The organism is Sphaerisporangium album, assembly GCF_003323745.1.
Lineage (GTDB): Bacteria > Actinomycetota > Actinomycetes > Streptosporangiales > Streptosporangiaceae > Sphaerisporangium > Sphaerisporangium album.
In genome coordinates, this window is the sequence record NZ_QOIL01000020.1 from 114804 (window position 1) to 133992 (window position 19189).

The following is a 19189-nucleotide window of genomic DNA, read 5'->3' on the forward strand; positions in this document are numbered from 1 at the left end:
TCCGTGCCGATCTGTGCCGGCTTCACCCGCACCGGCCGCGGCCCCGTCCGAACGACACGAGCACGGCCGGGACCTTCGGCCCTGGCCGGGAGCATCGCGGCCGGTTACCGTCCGTCTATGATCCGCGTGTTCCTGGTGGACGACCACGAGGTGGTCCGGCGCGGCGTGGCGGCCCTGCTGACGGCGGAGGGCGACATCGAGATCGCCGGTGAGGCGGGGACGGCCGAGCAGGCCGTGGCCCGCATCCCGGCGCTCAGGCCGGACGTCGCCGTCGTGGACGTGCGCCTGCCCGACGGCAGCGGGATCGAGGTCTGCCGGGAGGTCCGCTCGCGGACGCCGGGGCTGGCGTGCCTGATGCTGACCTCCTTCGCCGACGACGAGGCGCTGTTGGACGCGATCATGGCGGGCGCGGCGGGGTACGTCCTCAAGCAGATCCACGGGTCCGATCTGGTCGGCGCCGTACGGACGGTCGCGTCGGGCCAGTCGCTGCTGGACCCGCAGAGCACCGCCTCCATGCTCCGCCACCTGCGCGACCAGGCCACCGCGCGGGATCCGCTGGCGTCGCTGACCGGGCAGGAGCGGCACATCCTCGAGCTGATCGGCGAGGGGCTGACCAACCGGCAGATCGGCGAGCGGCTGTTCCTGGCGGAGAAGACGGTCAAGAACTACGTGTCGAACCTGCTGGCCAAGCTGGACATGCAGCGCCGCACGCAGGCGGCTGCCCTGGCCGCCCGCCTCAGGTCGGGCCGCCGCGACGGGGCCGGGTGAGCCCGGGAGCACGGCGGCGGTCAAGCTTGTCCCGATCCATACGCAAATGTCCCATGCGCCGCTTTCATCCGGATTCGGGTGGGTCGTGGCGTGGGAGACTCCTTGTATGGCGGTCCAGCCGCGTTCGTTGATGCCGCATATGCGCCTCGACGAACTGCTGTCGGAGCTCCAGGTCCGGCTCGACGCGGTGCTCGCGACCCGCGACCGGGTGCACGCCCTGCTCGACGCGGTCGTGGCGGTGGGCAGCGACCTGGATCTCGAAACCGTGCTGCGCCGCATCGTGGAGACCGCCACCACCCTCGTCGACGCGACCTACGGCGCCCTCGGCGTCATCGGCGAGGGCGACACGCTGATCCAGTTCGTCCCCGTGGGCCTGTCCGAGGACCGGATCGCCAGGATCGAGCACTGGCCGCACGGCCTCGGCCTGCTCGGGCTGCTGATCAAGGAGCCGAGCCCCCTGCGGCTGCACCACATCGCCGACCACCCCGAGTCCTACGGTTTCCCGCCCGGCCACCCGCCGATGGGCTCGTTCCTCGGCGTGCCGATCCGCGTCCGCGGCGAGGCCTTCGGCATCCTCTACCTCACCGAGAAGCGCGGCGGCGGCGCGTTCGAGGAGGAGGACGAGGCCATCATGATCGCCCTGGCCACCGCGGCCGGGGTCGCGATCGAGAACGCCCGCATGTACGAGGAGACCCGCAGGCGCGAGGCCTGGCTGCAGGCGTCCTCCGAGGTCACCACCAGCCTGCTGTCGGGGGCCGACTCGCGCGACGTGCTGACGCTGCTGGCCCGCCGTGCCCGCGAGATGGCCGGCGCGGACGTCGCCGTCGTGCTGCTGCCGGCCGCCGGGGGCGAGAAGCTGCGGGTCACGATCGCCGACGGGGTGGCCGTCGAGGACGTCACCGCCGTCGAGGTGGTCGTCGCCGATTCGTTGTCCGGCCGCGCCTTCACGGGCGGCGAGCCCGTCGTGGTCACCGACCTCGCCGACTGGGAGATCCCGGCGGTGATCTCCGGCGAGCTGCGGATCGGCCCCGCCGTCGCCGTGCCGCTCGGCGCCGCCGGAGTGGTGCGCGGCGTGCTGTCCCTGGGCAAACGGTCGGGCCGCGTCCCGTTCAGCCGCTCACATGTGCGCATGCTGCACTCCTTCGCCGGGCAGGCGTCCATCGCGCTCGAACTGGCCGAGGCCCGCGAGGACGCCGAGCGGCTCGGCCTGCTCGAGGACCGCGACCGCATCGCCAAGGACCTGCACGACGTGGTCATCCAGCGGCTGTTCGCCGTCGCCATGACGTTGATGAGCGCGGTACGGCTGGTGGAACGTCCCGAGGCGTCCTCGCGGATCCAGCACGCCATCGACGAGCTGGACGGCACGATCCGCCAGATCCGCTCGACGATCTTCGCGTTGCAGACCCCTCCCGACGAGCCCGCCACGACGCTGCGCGCCCGCGTCGTGGAGCTGGTGGAGGCGGCGCGCGGCCATCTCGGCTTCATGCCAGGACTACGCATGGAGGGCCTGATCGACACCGAGGTCTCGGCGGAACAGGCCGAGCACCTGCTGGCGGTGCTGCGCGAGGCGCTCTCCAACGTGGTCAGGCACGCCCGCGCCTCCTGCGCCGAGGTCGCGGTGGAGGTCCGGGACCACCGGCTCACGCTCGTCGTCGAGGACAACGGGGTCGGCCTGCCGCCGGAGGGCCGCCGTAGCGGCCTGCGCAACCTCGCCGGCCGCGCCGCCCAGCTCGGCGGCACCTTCGAGGTCCACCCCGCGGCGCCGGCCGGCACCCGCGTGACCTGGCGGATCCCATTGGATCCTCAGGCGTGACGGCGCGGGCGGACGATCGCGACGGGGCAGCGGGCGTGGCGCAGGACGCCCTGCCCGACCGAGCCCGCGAACGCCGAGCCGGGCGGCCCCGCGGGCGGGGACCCGACGACGACCAGGTCGGCGTCCCGGGAGGCGTCCGCGAGGGCCGGGACCGGGTGCCCGCGGACGGCCGTGCCGGTCATGCGCACATCCGGGTAGCGTTCCTGCCAGGGCGCCAGCCGCAGGCGGACCCGCGCGGACTCCTCGGCGAGCGCCTCTTGCACCCCGCCCGCGCAGACGTTGGCGTACGGCGTGAAGGGCGGGGTGTGCCAGGCGTACACGACGTGCGCGCGCGCCCGCCGCGCCCGCGCCTGCGCGAGGGCGAACTCCAGGGCGGCCTCGGACTCCTCCGATCCGTCGAAGCCGACGACGACCGCGCCGTGCCGGGCGGGGCCGGAACGGCGCACGACGATGACCGGGCCCTCGGCGCGCCCCGCGACCGAGCGTCCCACCGAGCCCAGCACCATCCCCGGCAGGCCGCCGAGCCCCTTGCTGCCGAGGATCAGCTCGTCGGCCCCCTCCGACTCGGTGGCGAGCCTCTCGGCGGCCGCCCCGACGACCAGGGCCGCGCTCACGTCGACGCCGGGGGCATGGCCGCGCACCCGGTCGACGGCGGCGGCGAGCGCGCCCTGCCAGAACTCCGTCAGGGAGTCCGGGTCGCGGGCGCCCGCCCGGGGCGGGAGCTGGTACGACCAGGGCTCGCGCACGTGGACGATCCTCAGCCCGGCCCCCGAGCGCCGGGCCTCGTCGGTGGCCCAGTCCACGGCCGCCGCCGCCGACGGCGAGCCGTCGATGCCGACGACGATCGTTCCGGACATGGCACACCTCCGGCGCGTCTCGGATCCGTCACATGTAGATCCGTCACAGGTAGAGAGGAGGAACGGTGACGAGGTCGTCGGTCTCGTAGGACAGCCGGTCGTCGACCTCGATCACGCCGTCGACCGCCCGCACGCCGTCGACCACCGCCGCGATCTGCGAGCGCCTCGGCACCATGCCGCGCAGCGACACCAGGCCGGGCTCGATCGCGGCCGTCAGCGCGCGCGGGTCGACGCCCGCCCGCGCGAGCGCGGCCTCGACGTCGGCGCGGACCTCCTCGGGCGGGCGGGCGAAGACCTTGAGCAGGTCGGACTGGTGAACGGTGCCGACGATCTTCCCGTCCTCGCCGACCACGGGGAGCTGCCGGACGTGGTGGTCGTGCATGATCCGGGCCGCCTCCCTGACCGTCGTCCGCCCGGTGACGGTGATCGGGGGCGTGGTCATGAGCTGGCCGGCCGTGCCGCCGGCGGCCTTCGCCCGCTCCGCGCGGCGCGCGCGGCCCTCGAACACCCTGCGGTGGCCGGGCTCCTCGATCTCCTTGAGCAGCAGGTCGTGGGCCGAGACCATCCCCACCGGCCTGCGGTCGGCGTCGATCACCGCCACCGCGCCCACCTTGAAGCGGCGCATGGTCGCGACAAGGTCGGCGAACGACGTCTCCGGACGCACGGCGATGGCCACCCTGCCCATGACGTCCCCGACACGCATGACCATCGCCGCCTCCCCGGCTCGCCCCTGGTTCGAGCATCTCGCCGGGAGCGGGGGCACCGTCAGCGCCGAAGGTCCCGGGCCGTGGGGACCTTCGGCTCGGCCGCCGGGCTTCTCAGCGCAGCACGCCCGGCGACCCCCTACGCCCAGGGGCGGAAGACCGCCCGCACGCAGCCGTCCTTCTTGTTCTTGAACAGGTCGTAGCCCCGCGGCGCCTCGTCCAGCGTCATCGTGTGCGTGGCGAGGTGTGCCGTGCGCAGCTCTCCCTTGTCCATAAGGTCGAGCAGCCTCGGGATGTAGCGCTGCCCGTGCTGCTGCGCCCCCCGGAGGGTGAGCCCCTTGTTCATGATCGCGCCGAGCGGGAACTTGTCGACGAGCCCGGCGAAGACGCCGAGCACGAACACCGATCCGCCCTTGCGGCAGGCGTAGACGGCCTCCCGCACCGCGAACGGGCGGTCGAGCTCCAGGCCGAGCCGCTGCTTGGCCTTGTCGTAAACCCTCTGCGGGCCGGTGGCGTCGGCCTCCAGGCCGACGGCCTCGATGCAGACGTCCGGTCCGCGCCCGCCGGTGCGTTCCTTGAGCTCGGCGATGACGTCGGTGCGGGTGTAGTCGATGGTCTCGGCCCCGATGTGGCGCTCGGTCATCGCCAGGCGCTCGGGGTACTTGTCGATGGCGATGACGCGATCGGCGCCGAGCAGGATCGCGGCCCGCGCCGCCATCTGGCCGACCCCGCCGCAGCCCCACACCGCGACGACGTCTCCGGGACGCACCCCGCCTAGGTCCGCGCCCATCCACCCGGTGGGGGCGGCGTCGGAGGCGAACAGGGCGTTCATGTCGTCGACGCCGTCGGGCACCGAGAACGCGCCGTAGTCCACGAACGGGACGCGGACGTACTCGGCGTGGCTGCCGCGGTATCCGCCCAGGGCATGGGAGTAGCCGAAGATGCCGGCGGGGTCGCTGCCCCACATCATCTCGGTGAGGGCGGGCTTGACGTTGCTGTTCTCGCACAGGGACCACATGTCGTGCTCGCAGTGCCAGCACCGGCCGCAGCCGATGATCGAGCACACGACAACCCGGTCGTCCACCTTGTGGCGGCGGACCTCCGAGCCGACCTCGACGATCTGGCCGAGGAACTCGTGGCCGATCACGTCGCCGGCGCGCATGGACGGGATGTAGCCGCCGAGCAGGTGCAGGTCGGATCCGCAGGTGGTGGTCAGCAGGACCTTGACGATCGCGTCCTGGGCGTTGAGGATGCGCGGGTCGGGGACACGCTCGACCGTGAGCTCGTTCACGCCCTGCCAGCACAGTGCCTTCACAGCCGTCCCTCCCCACCGGCGCGCTGGGCGGCGAGATCCACGATCCGCCCGGTGGGCGTGGGCCGATCGGGCTGCTCGTCGGGGCGCAGCACCTCCCCCGTCTCGATCAGGCACTTCGCCTGGCGCAGGGCCCGGCGTACGGCCTGGCGCGGGTCCTCGCCCTCCAGGCGCGCCAGGACCTCGCCGACCCCGGCGGGCACCGGCCTCAGCGGCCTCGCGCCGAGCTCGGTCCCCCGGCCGCCCGGCGCCTCGCGGACCTGCACCTCGATGGTGTCGCCGAGCCGTGCCAGGGGCTCGGGCAGGCGGCCGTCCGGCACGACCTCGTCCGGGTCGCGGTTGATCGTCACCATCATCCACCGGCCGGCCTCGCGGACGGCCCGGGCCTTGGTGCGGCGCGAGGTGAGCCATCGCGTCACGCCCACTCCGATACCGCCGACGGTCACCGCCCCCAAAACAGCACGATTCATGCCCCTCCCCCCCTTGATGGGACAACTGCTGGGATCGCTACCCATCCCGATCCGCCGCTACGTCAGCCCCAGAGCACTTGGGGAGGAGTTGACAACCCCTTGACCGGTAGCGGCCATCTCCTATCGCTTATAGGAGCGAGAAAGATACGACATACCGACATACACCGCTTACACAAGGTCACAAAGGGTCGCCCGGGATTCGCGGTAGAGGAGAGCCGGAACAGCCCAAAACGCTCCCTCAAGGGCATTGACTTATCGTTCTGACATGCGGCGTCCAGCATTGGCGGGCACGTCGGCCCCCGGCGAATGGCCGGTACCGGTCACGCCGGCGGTCCCCGGAGGGCATGATTGTTGCGGTCCAGCGAAATGAACCGGACAATCGGCTACTCGGACGGCCATTAGATTGCGGATCAGGCGGCGTGGGCGCCCTTCGGCCGAACTCGGCCACCGGCGCACGGCCATGCCGGCTCATGTCGGCGAGTGCACGGGGCAGGGGGCCCGATACTGGCGTACATCCGCCCGCCCGTCAAGTACCGCACCGCCTCCATGATTTCTGGATGGACCTCCCCGCATACGCCGCGACCGGCGCCGGGAACCTCTTGTGAACACGTGATCGCCCGGCGCGGCGGGCGTTATGCGAGGGAAACAGCGGACCGCGCCGATGCGCGATGCCCGCTCATGTTTTCCGGGAACTACACGGAGATCGGCGGCCGGCGTGGTAACACACCGGCCAGGTAAGGAAAAGTGCTCATCACGACAAATTCGGTGAAGTCAGCACTACATGGCGGAAGATCACCCCGGGCGCCCTCACCCGGAGCATCGCAACCCCGCAGGCCAGAAGGGTGGCCGGCCGCGGAGAGCGAGAGCCGCGCTCGGCCGCCTCGTTGCCTCGGCGGCCATCGCCCGACGTGAGCACGGCCGCACAAAGGCGGCCCGCGAGACATGTACCCGGTGGAGGATCACATGCTCGCCGGATGGCTAATGACGGTGTGCGGGGTTAATCATTCACTGTGCCGCTTCGTACTGGGCCACGATGTGGGAGGCGATCCGCCCCCGCTCGCTGACGTTCAGCCCACGCGCCTTGGCCCAAGCCCGGATCTCGGAGCTTTTGTCGCGAGAGGGACGCTGGGCGGCGCCGCGCTTCCGGCCCCGGGCGGGCGTGCCCTCGGCCCGGCGGGCGCTGGAGACGAAAGGCGTAAGGGCCTCGCGGAGATTCCTGGCGTTTTTGTCGTTCAGATCGATCTCGTAGCTCGTGCCGTCAATCGCGAAGGACACGGTCTCTTTTGCTTCGCCGCCTTCCAGGTCGTCGATGAGTAGCGTCTGGATCTGTGTGGCCATCTCCCACTCCTTTCACAGGGCTTAGTTTGACACCTCAAGAATATACCCGGTTTCCCCCGCATCCCACTCAGAGAACAGGGCGATGCATTGGCGGACCCTTGACGTAACTTAGCCGTTTCAGGCGGCGGGCCGATTATCAGAGCGCCTACCAGCGCGTGACGAGGCCGCGGGGCGGCTCCGGCCTCGGAAAATTGGTGCCCGGACCACGCCCGACGGCGCGCCGGGGCATCGCCGACTACACGGATCGCGGCCGAGGTGAGCGTCCTCGCGTCAAGAGGCAGGGGCCGGAAAGGGTGTTCGGCCCTCAGATAATGACCGCTTCCGGACAGTGCGGGGCTCGCGCGGCCCGTTCGTGGCACCTGCTCGCGAAAGTCCGGCCTGCGCCCTCCATCGTAGGTGAGCGCCCCGTCCGCCGGCGTTCCATGCCGCTCGCGGACCCGTACAGTGGCCTCATGGGCATGGTCAAGACCGTCGGGCTGGTGCTGCACCCCCAGCGCGACTCCAAGGAGGCCATCGACACCATCGTCGAGTGGGCTCGCGCCAGGGAGGTCACGGTGCTCGGCCTGCCCGACGAGGTCGGCCGCATCGACTGCAGCGCACAGGCGGTCGACGCCCACGCGCTGGTCGACCGCGCCGACCTGCTGGTCAGCCTGGGCGGCGACGGCACGATGCTGCGCACGATGCGCCTGCTCACCGGGCGCTCCACCCCCGTGCTCGGCGTCAACCTCGGCAGGCTGGGCTTCCTCGCCGAGATCGACGTCGACGACCTGCCCCCGGCGCTGTCGGCGATCGACGACCACCGGTTCACCGTCGAGCCGCGCATGGCGGTGCGGGCGTCCCTGCCCGGTGGCATGGCGGTCACGGCGTTCAACGACATCGCGCTGGTGCGCATCCCCGGCGACCGCCTGGCGGCCGTGTCGATCTCCGTCGAGGGCCACCCGTTCGTGCGCTACTCCTCCGACGCGGTGATCGTGGCGACGTCCACCGGGTCGACCGCCTACAACTTCTCGGCCGGCGGGCCGATCGTGTCCCCGCTGGTCGAGGGCTTCCTGGTCGTGCCGTCGGCGGCGCACTCCTCGTTCAGCCGGGCCCTTGTGCTCTCGGCCGACGAGCACGTCGTGCTGGAACTGCTGCCGTCGAGCGGGGAGCTCGCCGTCGAGGTCGACGGCGCGGTGCACGGGCACCTCACCGCGGGCGACCGCGTGACCGTGGGCGCCGTGCGCGCCGCCGGTCATGTCGTGCGGCTCGGCACGACCACCTTCTACGAGCGCGCGCGGCGCAAGCTGCGGGTCAGCGGCAGCGCCGAGGTCGAGTGAGGGGCGGGCGCGCCCCTCAGCCCGGACCGCTCAGCCCCGGACCGCTCACTGCCGCCCCCTCGGCCCCCGGGCCGCTCAGCCCCGGCCGGTCAGCGCCCGGCGCAGCGCGGCCACCCGTCCCGCGACCGCGCGCACGCTGACCCCGGCGTCGGGCAGTAGGGCGTCGAAGCCGTGGAAGGCGCCCGGGAACAGGTGGAACTCCGTCGAGACGCCCGCCCGCGCCAGCCTCTGGGCGTAGTCGGCGCACTCGTCGCGGAAGACCTCCAGCTCGCCGACGTCGATGTAGCACGGCGGCAGCCCCGACAGGTCGGCGGCGCGTGCGGGCGCCGCGTACGCCGGCACGGCCGCGGTCCCGACGGCCTCCCCCAGCAGCGCCGTCCACCCGAAGATGTTCTCCCCCCGGCTCCACATGACGGCCTCGTCGAACTCCCGGCTGGAGGGGGTTTCGTTGCGGTCGTCGAGCATGGGCGAGAGCAGGAACTGGAAGGACACCGACGGCCCTCCCCGGTCGCGGGCGAGCAGCACGGTCCCCGCCGCGAGGCCGCCCCCGGCGCTGGAACCTCCGACGGCGACGCGGTCGGGGTCGACGCCGAGCTCGCCCGCGTTCTTCACCGTCCACATCAGGCCGGCGTAGCAGTCCTCGACGGGCGCCGGATGCGGGTGCTCGGGGGCCAGCCGGTACTCGACCGACACCACGACGCAGCCGACGTCGCGGACGTAGCGCGACAGGACGGCGTCGTCCATCTCGACCATGCCGAGCACCATGCCGCCGCCGTGCATCCAGTACAGGACCGGCAGCGGCCCCCCGCGCCCGGCCGGGCGGTAGACGCGCACCCGCACGTCGGGGTCGCCGTCCGGCCCCGGTACCGTGCGGTCCTCGATCTCGACACCCGGCACGGCGGCGGGCGGCATGGCGGTGAAGGAGGCGCGCATGCGGCCGCGCACGCCCGGCAGGTCCCGCGGCGACATCCGGGCGAGGTCGACCGGCGGCAGGAACGCCTGTTCCAGGCCCTCGGCGAGCTCGGGGTCGATGTTGGGGTGAAGCGGCATGTCACTCACCTCATGAAAAGGCGGCGCGGCCGCGCGGGCCCCCGGGCCGCGCGCCGCCGTCACCGCGACGTGACGGGCGGTACACCCGGACCTGTGCCCGTCACGAGGCGCCGCCAACGGCGACATGCCATCGATGACCTGCTGTTTTCCTCGTCTTGAGCTACCTGGGCCGCTTCATGGCGGCGGCGCCGGGGATTCCGCGCCCCCGGCGCCGCTTCTGGAACTCACCGATAACGGCGTCTCAGGCCCGCGGGCGGGCGCCGCCGCGTCAGGTTCACCCAGCCCACTCCGATCATGGTGGCCGCGCCGACGGCGATCAGCACTGCGGGGCGGCGCCTGGCCTCGTCGGTGACCCGGTAGGCGACGCTCTTCACCGTTCCGGGCATCGCGGCCGTGCCCGCCCTCTCCGCGTTGGCGCCGCGCAGCCGGTCGGCCATACCGGACGCCTTCTGCCTGGTCGCGGCCATGGTCCGCCGCGCCCGCGCCTTGACGTCGACCTTCTGCGCGAGGGCCTCGACGGTGAGACCCAGTTCCTCCCGGGTTCGGTAGATCTCGTCGCGCAGCCGGTCCTCCTCCGACCAGTGGACCGGCGGATGGTGGGCGTACTCCTGGTGCGGATGCTCGGGCGGCGCCTCCGGGCGGGGCCCGAGCGACGACTCCGACAGCCCGGCGAGGGGGTCGCCCCTGCCATGGCTGACCACGGGCTTGACGTACGGCTTCGGCGGCGCGTGCACCTGCGGGACGTTCAGCGACTGGCCCATGGAGTCGAGGTTGGCCGTGCCCGGCTCCTGCCGGTGCAGGCCCACCTCTCCGGCCGTGGGACGGTACGGGGCCCCGATCGGGTCGTGTTCGGTCATCGGTGCGCACTCTCCTTCAGGACGTCGACATCGGCCTTCAGGCTTCTGATGGCCTCCTCGGGGAGGGGCGGCGTGGCCCTGCTCATCTGCTGCTTGCCGATCAACGCCATCATGGCGGCCACGATCAGCAGCGCGACCCCCACGATGAGGGCGGCGAGCCACCCGGGGAGCACGAGCGCGAGCGCCAGGATCGCCGTGGCGACCAGCGCGCCGCCGCCGTACAGCGCCATCACCCCTGCGCCGCCGAACAGGCCCGCGCCGAGGCCGGCGCGCTTGCCCTTGCGGCCGAGCTCCAGGGACGCCAGCCTGATCTCGTCGCGCACGAGCCGGGACACGTCCTCGGACAGGTGCTTGATCAGCTCGGCGGTCGAGAGCGTCGTGTACGGGTTGGTGACGGGCCGGGCTTCCTTCAGGTCGGTCATGGCGTTTCCCTTTCTGTGCTCGGCGGGGTGCGGCGCAACAGCGCGATGACCGCCCGCTCCACGCCGCCGTGGGAGTCCGAGCCGTCGGTGTAGCGCAGCAGGTCACCTTCCTCGCCGGTCCGGTGCAGCGCGGTGATCACCCGGCACACGTCCGCGTCGATGATCTCCACCTCCCGGATCTTGCCGCCCTTGGCCGGGTAGACGCAGCTGACCATGCCCTTCTCGCATCTGACGTGCTCCATGCGGAGCGTCGCCAGGCCGTAGGAGTCGTATTCCTCCCCGCCCACCCGGAAGAAGCCGATGTCCAGCATGCGCGCGGCGGCGGCCAGCACCCGCTCACGGGTGAGCCGCCTGCCCTCCAGGTCCTTGGCGACGCGGTCCCGGAACGCGGGGAGCCGCCGCGCCATCTCGCACACCCGGTCGAACTTCGCGCGGTCCTGTTCCTCGCGCCACACGTCGTGGTAGCGGTACTGGCGTCGCCCGGCGGTGCCGGCCCACTCATAGCTGAAGCCGCGCCCCCGGCGCCTGCGGCGGATTCCCGGCTCGGCGGGGTTGCTCTCGCGCAGTTCGACGGTCACATCGACCCCATACCCATGAGCCGGGCGGCAAACGGGCCGCTCACGCGCGGCCCCCGTGCCACGGGTGTGGCGGACGCGCCGCCACACCCGGATCACGCCGGCTCACCCCCGGTGGGTCCTGCCGCCCGGCATGCCGCCGGTCATGCCGCCGCCGGTCATGTGTGTGCCGGCACCGGGCATCTTGCGGTTCCCCACGGCCATGGCGCCGAGTCCCAGGAGCAGGATGACGGCTCCGGTGACGACGTTGTTCCAGATGGATCCGGTCGTCGCCGACCGTATGACCCACGGGGTGATGATCGTCCAGATGCCCAGGATGGGCAGCATCCAGGTCAGCCCGTACGTGCGACCGTACGCGGACGCGAACCCCAGGGCGAGGGCGGCCACCACCAGCCCGGTGATCAGGTTGTTCACCGAGAGCCGGGGCAGGCCTGTGAAAAAGCCCACCACCCATGGCGATATCGCGAGATAGAGCCCCGCGAGCAGGGTCAGCCCGTCGATCACCTGAGCGACCGCGCTGGACCCCGCCCTTTCGTACTTGGCTCGCATCGCGACGATATCGGGATGCGCCTCCAGGCCGGTCGGTCTAGTCATGACCTCACCGCCTTCCGACTTCCTTCGCGGAACGGATCAATGTGGCCATACCCCTGCGGAAATCGCAGGTCACGGAGGGCTGAGCAAATATTTCGGCTGATGATGGCCGATCTTCTGGTTTGACCGGAGGAAAATCAGACGGAAAAGCCCGGGGCCCGGGACGCTGCGGAGGCGTGCCCGGACCCCGTCCTCACGCGCTCAGATCACGGCAGGGTCCAGGTCTGCGCGCCCGTGCCGTTGCAGTCGTAGATCTGGAGTTGCCGCCCGTTGGTGGTGTCGGACGCCGGGATGTCCAGGCACCGTCCGGACTGCGGGTTGCGCAACGCCCCGTTGCCCTGCGCCGACCACTGCTGGGCGCCCGAGCCGTTGCAGGTGTAGAGCTGCACCAGCGTGCCGTTGGCCGTCCCGCTGGCCGTGACGTCCATGCACTTGCCGAGGCCGCGGATCGTGCCGTCGGTGCCGATGGTCCAGCGCTGCGCGGTCGAGCCGTTGCAGTCGTAGATCTGCACCTTGGTGCCGTCCGCGGTGGAGCTGCCGTTGATGTCGACGCACTTGCCGAGGCCGCGGATCTCACCCGTGCGGGCCGCGGGAGGCGTGCCCGCGCCGGCGCCGGTGAAGGTGTAGCCGTCGACGTCGTACAGCGCGCCGGTGCCGCTGCCGGTGAACACCAGGTAGAGGTCGTGGGTGTTGTCGTCCGGCTTGTTCACCGGCGCGGTGACCTCGGTGTAGTTGTCCCAGCCGCCGGTGCCGGCCACGGTGACGCGCGCGACCTCCGGGCCGGTGGGCGAGTCGAAGCGGAAGGACAACGTGCCGCCGGCGTTGGCCGAGCTGACGCGCGCCTTCACCCCGGTGATGCCCTTCAGGCTGACCCCGTGGTGCCTGACCCACTCGCCGTTCTGGATGTCACCGAGGCGCTTGCCTCCCTCGGCGGCGGCCTGGTCGATCACCTTGGGACCGTTGAGCTGGACGAAGTGCTCGGCCTGCCACTGCTTGGGCCAGAGCGTGATCTCCTTCTCCCCGGTGAGCGGGACCGTGCCGGTCGCCCCCTTGTCGGTGTAGGAGGAGCGCAGGACGAAGAACTGCACCGCGTCCAGCCCCGCGTGGATGGGTCCGGTGTTGAAGGTCGCGCCGCAGCCGGTGCCCTGTCCCATCTCGTGCGCGTGCTCCTGGTGGCCGAGCGCCGCCCGGACGACCACGCTCGCGCACGGGACGGTGCCGTCCTGCGGGTCGGTGGCGCCGGCCGTCGCGCTCAGGTCGTCGCCCCAGCCGAACATGCCTCCGTTGGGCAGGCCGTTGAGCGTCACCGTCGGCCGGTTGTTGCCGACGACGATCGGGACGAGCACCGTGCCCGACCGCCCGGTCCCGTCGTTGACGGTGAGCCGGGCCCGCTTGTCGCCGTTGGTCGTGTAGGTGTAAGCGGCGTTGGCCGCGGTGGAGTCGGTGGTGCCGTTGTTGTCGAAGTCCCAGGCGTAGGTCAGGGGGTTGCCGTCGGGGTCGGAGCTGCCGGCGCTGGAGAACGCGACGGTCAGCGGCGCGAGCCCGTTGTCCTTGTCGGCGGTGGCGACGGCGATCGGGGAACGGCCGCCCTGGACGTAGTTGATCTTGTAGAGGCCGGCGTCCGCCGCGCCCGAGAAGTAGCCGCTGCCGTACTCCAGCAGGTACAGCGACCCGTCCGGCCCGAACTCCATGTCGATCGGGTGGACGAAGCTCATGCCCGACAGGACCGGCTCGATGACGGTGGGCGTGCCCGTGGAGGGGTTGCCGTTGTTGAACTGCACCTCCTTGATCCAGTTACGGCAGTACTCGGAGATGAGCCACTTGTTATCGTAGTACTGCGGCCACTTGACGTCGGAGTTCAGCGCGGCGTCGTAGTGGTAGACCTCGGTGTGGTTGGGCGAGCCACAGCCGCCGGGGCTGTCCAGCGCGGGCCATTCCTTGCTGCCGCCGTGCTGCTCCCACACCAGCGCCGGCTTGGTCGCGGGCAGCTGCTGAAGGCCGGTGTTGCGCGGGGAGTTGTTGACCGGGCCGGTCGTGCCGCCGCAGGGGAACCAGCCACGGGGCGCGTTGGCGGCGAAGTCCCAGTCGTTGTAGGCGACGTTCGGGCCGCCGCAGTAGGGCCAGCCGTAGTTGCCGGGGCCGGTGGCGCGGTTGAACTCGTCGTAGGCCGCAGGGCCGCGGTTGGGGATCGTCGCCCCGGCGTCCGGGCCGACCTCGCCCCAGTACAGGGTGTTGTTCGCCTTCTTGTCGACCCACACGCGGTACGGGTTGCGCGTGCCCATGATGTAGATCTCGGGCCGGGTCTGGGCGGTGCCCTGCGGGAACAGGTTCCCGGCGGGGATGGTGTAGGTGCCGTTGTTCTCGGGGTGGATCCGGTTGATCTTCCCGCGCAGGTCGTTGGTGTTGCCCGACGTGCGCTGCGCGTCGTACTGCGGGTTGCGGCTCGTGCGCTCGTCGATCGGCGCCATGCCCGCCGAGTCGCCGCCGGAGTTGGTGTTGTCGCCCACCGCGAAGTACAGGTTCTCGCCCGAGTCCCAGGTCATCGAGCCCGCCGAGTGACAGCACAGGTCACGCTCGGTCGGCCATTCGATGATCATGTCCTCGCTGGCCGGGTCCAGGACGTTGGTGGAGGTGTTGAAGGTGAACCGGGAGATACGGTTCACCAGCGGCGTCACCTTCGGCGAGTAGAAGAGGTACACCCAGTGGTTGGTGGCGAACCTCGGGTGCAGGGTGATGCCGATCAGCCCGTCCTCGAACCGCGCGTCCAGCTGCAGGGTCAGGGCGACGGTCGTGGCCTTGGTGACCGGGTTGTACAGGCGCACCTGGCCGCCGCCGGAGCTGGTGCCCCGGTTGATGTAGAGCACCTTGCCGTCGGGCAGGACCGACAGCTCGATCGGCTCGCCCATGGACAGGCCGCCGTCCAGCTTGACCTTCTCGAACCCGCTGGTCGGCGGGGGCGCGAGGGCGGCCTGCCCGGCGGTGACGGACTTCACGGCGAGGGGAGGCGCGGCGGCCGGGGCGGCGGAGGCGGCCGTGGCCCCTTGCAGGGCCGTCGCGGCGAGGGCGAGGATCACGGCGCCGACGACCGTGCGTAAGCGCGCGGAAACTGACACGGAATCTCCTGGGGGGTGGGAGGGAGAGGAGAGCCCGGCACGGGGGCGCCGTACCGGGGAGAGCGGCCCGCGCCGCCGGGAGCGGGCGCGGGCCGGTATGGCGTGGGGGCCTCGGGTCAGAAGCCGAGGATGTTCAGGTCCCAGAGGGAGTAGCCCCACTGGGTGGCGCGCTGGGTGCCGTACACCCGCACGCAGCGGCCGCTCACGTTACTGAGCGGGATGTCGTCGATGCCGCCGTCGCCGTTCACGGTGGAGTACACCGTGGTCCACGCCGAGCCGCAGCCGGGCGCGACCTGGATCTGGTACGCCCGCGCGTAGGCGACCTCCCAGTTCAGGCGGACCAGCCTGATGATCCGCGTCTGGCCGAGGTCCACCTGGATCCACTGCGGGTCGGAGTACGCGCTGCCCCACCGGGTCGCGAGGTCGCCGTCGACGGCGCGCGGGCCGGCGTGCTGGCTTCCGGGCTCGACGCTGGAGACGGTGACCGTGCGGTTACGCGCGTAGTCGACGAGGGTGGGGGCGTCGGTCTTGATGCGGATGTCGCGGTAGTTGATGTCCATGCCGTCGCCGTCGTTCTGCACGCCGATGTAGCCGTTGGCGATGTTCCTCGTGCTCATGTAGTCGTTGATCTTGACGTCGTTGAGGACCACCTCGACGTGCTGGCCGTGCACCCTGATCTCGTAGGTGTTCCACTGGCCCGGCGGGCGCAGCGCCTGGGCGCGCAACGCGGCGTCGGGCGCCTTGAAGCTGTAGACGCTGCCAGTGGTACGGCTGGGGTCGGCGTCGGTGGCGTCGATCTGGATCTCGTGGCCCTCGTTGACCGGCTTCCACGGGTCGCCCTGCGGGTCGGAGAAGCCGATGAACACTCCCCCGTTGTCGTCGCCGGGCATCATCCAGTCGAGCTTGAGCGAGTAGTTCGCGAACGTGCTGACCGGGTACCACAGCAGGCCCATGCCGCCGAAGGACTTCAGCGTGCCGTCCACGATGGTGAAGCCGCCGGGGCCGGCCTGGCGCCACCGGTTCAGGCTGGCCTGGGTGCCGTCGAACAGAGAGGTGTACCCGGGCTCGGCCGCCAGGGCGCCCTTGGCCGTGCCGTTGGCGACGCCGGCGGTGGCCGCCGACGCAGTAAGGGGGGTCGCGAGGGTCGCCGCCACGGCCGCCACGGTCACGGCGCGCCGCAGGAGGACGGCGGAGCGTGCGAGGGCGCGGCGCAGGGCCGTACGCGGAGCGGGGGTGCGGTCGGGAAAGCGCGCGTGCTCGTCCATCACGGATCCTTTGGGAGGGGATCGAGGGATTCGAGGGGATAGGAGCGCGCCGCCGCACCTGTCCGATAAAAGTCGGAGCTATTTGGACCTAACTTTCGCCGCTGTGGACGAAACTTTGACACGTACGAACGGAAGCGTCAAGGCGATGGACGGCCACGATCTCGCCCGGATGTCCGCCCCACAGGGCCGTTTCGCCTCCTACCAGGGCGGGTGGCGTGCGACGGTACGGTATGGCGGCACCGCCTCCTGACCGTGCGCCTGCCCCAGGGGCCCTCTCACTTGGGACCGCCCGCGAACAGGTCATCGGATGTATTTCGCCCCCCGGGCGAGGAAAGGCGTGCTCACCGGAGCGCTTCCTGCCCGTGCGGCCTCGCACGGGCAGGAAGCCTCGGATGTGCGGCCGGTCCCTCGCGGGATCGCGCCCGTCCCCTCCGCTCCCGCGTCCCCGCCGTTGGCCGCGGAAATCGCGGCGGCCGTCCATGGAAAGGCCATGAGAAAAAGCGGACGGGCCGCCCGCGCTCACGCGGGCGGCCCGTTGACCGCTTCACTCCGGTGACGTTCAGACGGCGCCCGGAAGGTTGGCGTAATATCCGGCGATCCTCTCCCGGTATCCGGCGCCCTTGTATGCCTTCTCGTCGAACTCGGGGGCGTTCTTGATTTCCTGCTTGGTGCGCGCCACGTAGACCTTGCGGTCGGGCATGTTCACCTCGGTGACGACGAGCGCGGGGAGGATGACCTTCTTGCCGAAGATCCACGGCCCGGTGTCGACGACGATGTAGCTCTCGCCCACGACGTCGCTCGCCTCGTCCACCGAACCGATCTTGCCGTCGGCCGCCTCGACGTCGAAGCCGACGATGTCCATGGTCTGACCGCTGCCGCACACGTCCGGCCGGTAAGTCCAGAGGTTGTCACTGATCATGCTTGGCCTCTCCTGTTCGCTCGTACGCCGGGCGCCGCATCCCTCACCGCCCCGCCGTCACCGCTCACGGCGGCGGTAACACGACCTCGGTTCGCAATACAGTCGGTACCCGGCCGCCGGACAGGCCACCTCAGCGGAGGGTAAAGCATCGGAATTCGGCTCCGCGCGTGAGGACGGATTCTCCGATTCTCTGCCGGAGAACCTCGCGGCCGCGGACGGGGAAAAGTTCCGGATATCGCGGTCATTTCATGCGTGGCACGCCCGGTAGGCCGCGCGTCCGGCGCCGATTTCTCCGTGCGGCCACGATGGCCGCCCGGCGGAATCGCCGGGCAGGCCGCGCGGAATCGCGCCGAGGTCCGGGAAAAAGCACCGGAAACCGTCAGAATTCGTCGCGTATTCCCTGGATCATGGCGGTCGTGCGGGCGACGGACTCGGCGTCGACCACGAGCGCGTTCATCACGGCGTAGTAGCGGTCCAGGTCGGCCTGCTTGTCCGGGAAGATGACTCCGACCAGCTGCGGAAGGCACACGACGTCGCTGAGCTTGGTCGCCGGGGGCCGCATGATCGCCATCGGGCCGCCCATCGCGCCATGCTCGCCACGGCTGAACGGCAGCACCTGGATCGTGACGTTGGCGCGCCGGCCGACCTCGATGAGGTGCTCCATCTGGGCGCGCATGATGGCCTCGCCGCCGACCCGGCGCCGCAGCGCCGACTCGTCCAGGACCGCCCACAGGCGCACCGTGCCCGGATCCACCAGGATGCGCGCGCGCTCCATCCTGAGGCGGACGCGGCGCTCGATCTCGTGCTCCGAGACGCCCCGGTGCAGCCCGCGGACCAGCGCACGGGCGTAGTCCTCGGTCTGCAGGAGCTCGGGCACGCACAGCGGGTCCCAGGTGCGGATCACCGCGGCGCCCTGTTCGAGGCCGATGTAGGACTCGAACGAGGGCGGCGTCACGTCGTTGTAGGCGTGCCACCAGCCGGGGACGCTGGCCTGCCGCGCCATGGTGAGCAGGGTCTCGCGCTCGGCGTCGCCGGTCACCCCGTACAACGTCAGCAGGTCCTGCACGTCGCGGGGCTTGAAGCCGGTGCGTCCGAGCTCCAGGCGGCTGATCTTGGTGTCGGAGGCGCGGATGCGGTAGCCCGCGTCGGCCCGGCTGATGCCTCCGGCCTCGCGCAGACGGCGCAGTTCGGCGCCCACGAGCATGCGCAGCACCGTGGGACCTGCCTGCCGGTGGTCCAGGACCTGGTCCTCCTCCAAGTCGTCCTCAGCCTGAAAACGGCTCAATGCTCCCCCTCGGTCACCGAAACCACCGGCCATTCTCACCGCAGCCCACACCACAGCGTCTCACGCTGCCGGCACACCCAGTACCCATACCTGATAGCGGTGACGCCCCTCGCGGAGCCCACGCCGGGAACGCGAGACGGCCTGAAGTTGGATCGTCTTCCCTGCGCCGGACGCTGTCAACATACGACGGAACAGACCATGACGAAATCCGTCAGAAGGTCCGTACAGGTCCGTCAACTCGGGACGGTCGGCGCGCGTCCGGTCCGGGTGGCGGACCATCGCGCTGCGCGCCGTGCCCGTCCGGGATCACAGAGCCCGCGCACGCCTGCGCGTGCCCCTGGACGCCGCGACGACGGTCCGGGCGTCGTCGACCCTGAAGATCGAAAAGGCCGCTTCCGACGAATCGGAGGCGGCCTACGATGTGTGTGGGCGATACTGGGATCGAACCAGTGACCTCTTCGGTGTGAACGAAGCGCTCTCCCGCTGAGCTAATCGCCCTTCCGTGCCGGGCTTCCCGTGCTGACCAGGTTGGCC

General features: G+C 71.1%; 17 protein-coding genes and 1 tRNA gene. 3 read left to right on the forward strand and 15 right to left on the reverse strand.

Annotation, left to right across the window (positions count from 1 at the left end; translation table 11 throughout):
* The first annotated feature begins 117 nt into the window (after window positions 1-117).
* A complete protein-coding gene (locus DQ384_RS30090; protein ID WP_114032262.1) occupies window positions 118-768 on the forward strand; it encodes a response regulator transcription factor in 651 nt (216 codons plus the stop codon).
* A gap of 106 nt (window positions 769-874) precedes the next feature.
* Window positions 875-2581 carry a sensor histidine kinase gene (locus DQ384_RS30095; protein WP_114032263.1) on the forward strand — a complete coding sequence of 569 codons (1707 nt, stop codon included), beginning with the start codon at window positions 875-877 and terminating at the stop codon, window positions 2579-2581.
* Here DQ384_RS30095 and DQ384_RS30100 read toward each other — a convergent pair.
* The 5 genes from DQ384_RS30100 to DQ384_RS30120 all read right to left on the reverse strand — a co-directional run bounded on the left by DQ384_RS30100 (window position 2572) and on the right by DQ384_RS30120 (window position 7262).
* Window positions 2572-3438 (reverse strand): universal stress protein, encoded by an 867-nt coding sequence (locus DQ384_RS30100; protein ID WP_114032264.1) that lies wholly within the window; start codon window positions 3436-3438, stop codon window positions 2572-2574. The genes DQ384_RS30095 and DQ384_RS30100 overlap by 10 nt on opposite strands.
* A gap of 43 nt (window positions 3439-3481) precedes the next feature.
* Window positions 3482-4147, reverse strand: coding sequence for a CBS domain-containing protein (locus DQ384_RS30105; RefSeq protein ID WP_114032265.1), 666 nt, complete (start codon window positions 4145-4147; stop codon window positions 3482-3484).
* Window positions 4148-4281: 134 nt separating this feature from the next.
* Entirely contained in the window at window positions 4282-5457 is a 1176-nt protein-coding gene (locus DQ384_RS30110; protein WP_114032266.1) for a zinc-dependent alcohol dehydrogenase, read from the reverse strand.
* Window positions 5454-5873 (reverse strand): hypothetical protein, encoded by a 420-nt coding sequence (locus tag DQ384_RS43235; RefSeq protein ID WP_245966882.1) that lies wholly within the window; start codon window positions 5871-5873, stop codon window positions 5454-5456. Before DQ384_RS43235 ends, DQ384_RS30110 begins: the two co-directional genes overlap by 4 nt.
* 1056 nt (window positions 5874-6929) lie before the next feature.
* Window positions 6930-7262 (reverse strand): histone-like nucleoid-structuring protein Lsr2, encoded by a 333-nt coding sequence (locus DQ384_RS30120; RefSeq protein WP_114032268.1) that lies wholly within the window; start codon window positions 7260-7262, stop codon window positions 6930-6932.
* A 452-nt stretch (window positions 7263-7714) separates the two neighbouring features.
* Here DQ384_RS30120 and DQ384_RS30125 point away from each other — a divergent pair, with 452 nt between their 5' ends.
* Window positions 7715-8578 carry an NAD(+)/NADH kinase gene (locus DQ384_RS30125; protein ID WP_114032314.1) on the forward strand — a complete coding sequence of 288 codons (864 nt, stop codon included), beginning with the start codon at window positions 7715-7717 and terminating at the stop codon, window positions 8576-8578.
* A gap of 75 nt (window positions 8579-8653) precedes the next feature.
* On the opposite strand, the gene DQ384_RS30130 is transcribed toward DQ384_RS30125, so the two are convergent.
* The 10 genes from DQ384_RS30130 to DQ384_RS30175 form a co-directional block, all read right to left on the reverse strand.
* Window positions 8654-9628, reverse strand: a complete 975-nt coding sequence (locus DQ384_RS30130) for an alpha/beta hydrolase fold domain-containing protein (protein ID WP_114032269.1) — start codon at window positions 9626-9628, stop codon at window positions 8654-8656.
* Window positions 9629-9852: 224 nt separating this feature from the next.
* On the reverse strand, window positions 9853-10485 hold the full coding sequence (locus DQ384_RS30135) for a DUF3618 domain-containing protein (RefSeq protein WP_220183219.1): 633 nt from the start codon (window positions 10483-10485) through the stop codon (window positions 9853-9855).
* On the reverse strand, window positions 10482-10907 hold the full coding sequence (locus tag DQ384_RS30140; RefSeq protein ID WP_114032270.1) for a phage holin family protein: 426 nt from the start codon (window positions 10905-10907) through the stop codon (window positions 10482-10484). The genes DQ384_RS30135 and DQ384_RS30140 overlap by 4 nt, the downstream gene beginning before the upstream one ends.
* Window positions 10904-11485: a hypothetical protein gene (locus DQ384_RS30145; protein WP_245966883.1), complete on the reverse strand. Its 582-nt coding sequence runs from the start codon at window positions 11483-11485 to the stop codon at window positions 10904-10906. The genes DQ384_RS30140 and DQ384_RS30145 overlap by 4 nt, the downstream gene beginning before the upstream one ends.
* A 102-nt stretch (window positions 11486-11587) precedes the next feature.
* Window positions 11588-12076 (reverse strand): SPW repeat protein, encoded by a 489-nt coding sequence (locus DQ384_RS30150; RefSeq protein ID WP_114032271.1) that lies wholly within the window; start codon window positions 12074-12076, stop codon window positions 11588-11590.
* A 203-nt stretch (window positions 12077-12279) separates the two neighbouring features.
* Window positions 12280-15186: a ricin-type beta-trefoil lectin domain protein gene (locus tag DQ384_RS30155; protein WP_114032272.1), complete on the reverse strand. Its 2907-nt coding sequence runs from the start codon at window positions 15184-15186 to the stop codon at window positions 12280-12282.
* Window positions 15187-15302: 116 nt separating this feature from the next.
* Entirely contained in the window at window positions 15303-16451 is a 1149-nt protein-coding gene (locus DQ384_RS30160) for a 3-keto-alpha-glucoside-1,2-lyase-like domain-containing protein (protein ID WP_114032273.1), read from the reverse strand.
* 559 nt (window positions 16452-17010) lie between these two features.
* Window positions 17011-17370, reverse strand: a complete 360-nt coding sequence (locus DQ384_RS30165) for a PRC-barrel domain containing protein (RefSeq protein ID WP_114032274.1) — start codon at window positions 17368-17370, stop codon at window positions 17011-17013.
* 379 nt (window positions 17371-17749) lie between these two features.
* The gene (locus DQ384_RS30170; RefSeq protein WP_245966884.1) at window positions 17750-18655 is read right to left on the reverse strand and encodes a helix-turn-helix domain-containing protein; all 906 of its coding nucleotides are present in this window, start codon (window positions 18653-18655) and stop codon (window positions 17750-17752) included.
* Window positions 18656-19081: 426 nt separating this feature from the next.
* Window positions 19082-19153 (reverse strand) — tRNA-Val (locus DQ384_RS30175).
* Window positions 19154-19189: the final 36 nt, after the last annotated feature.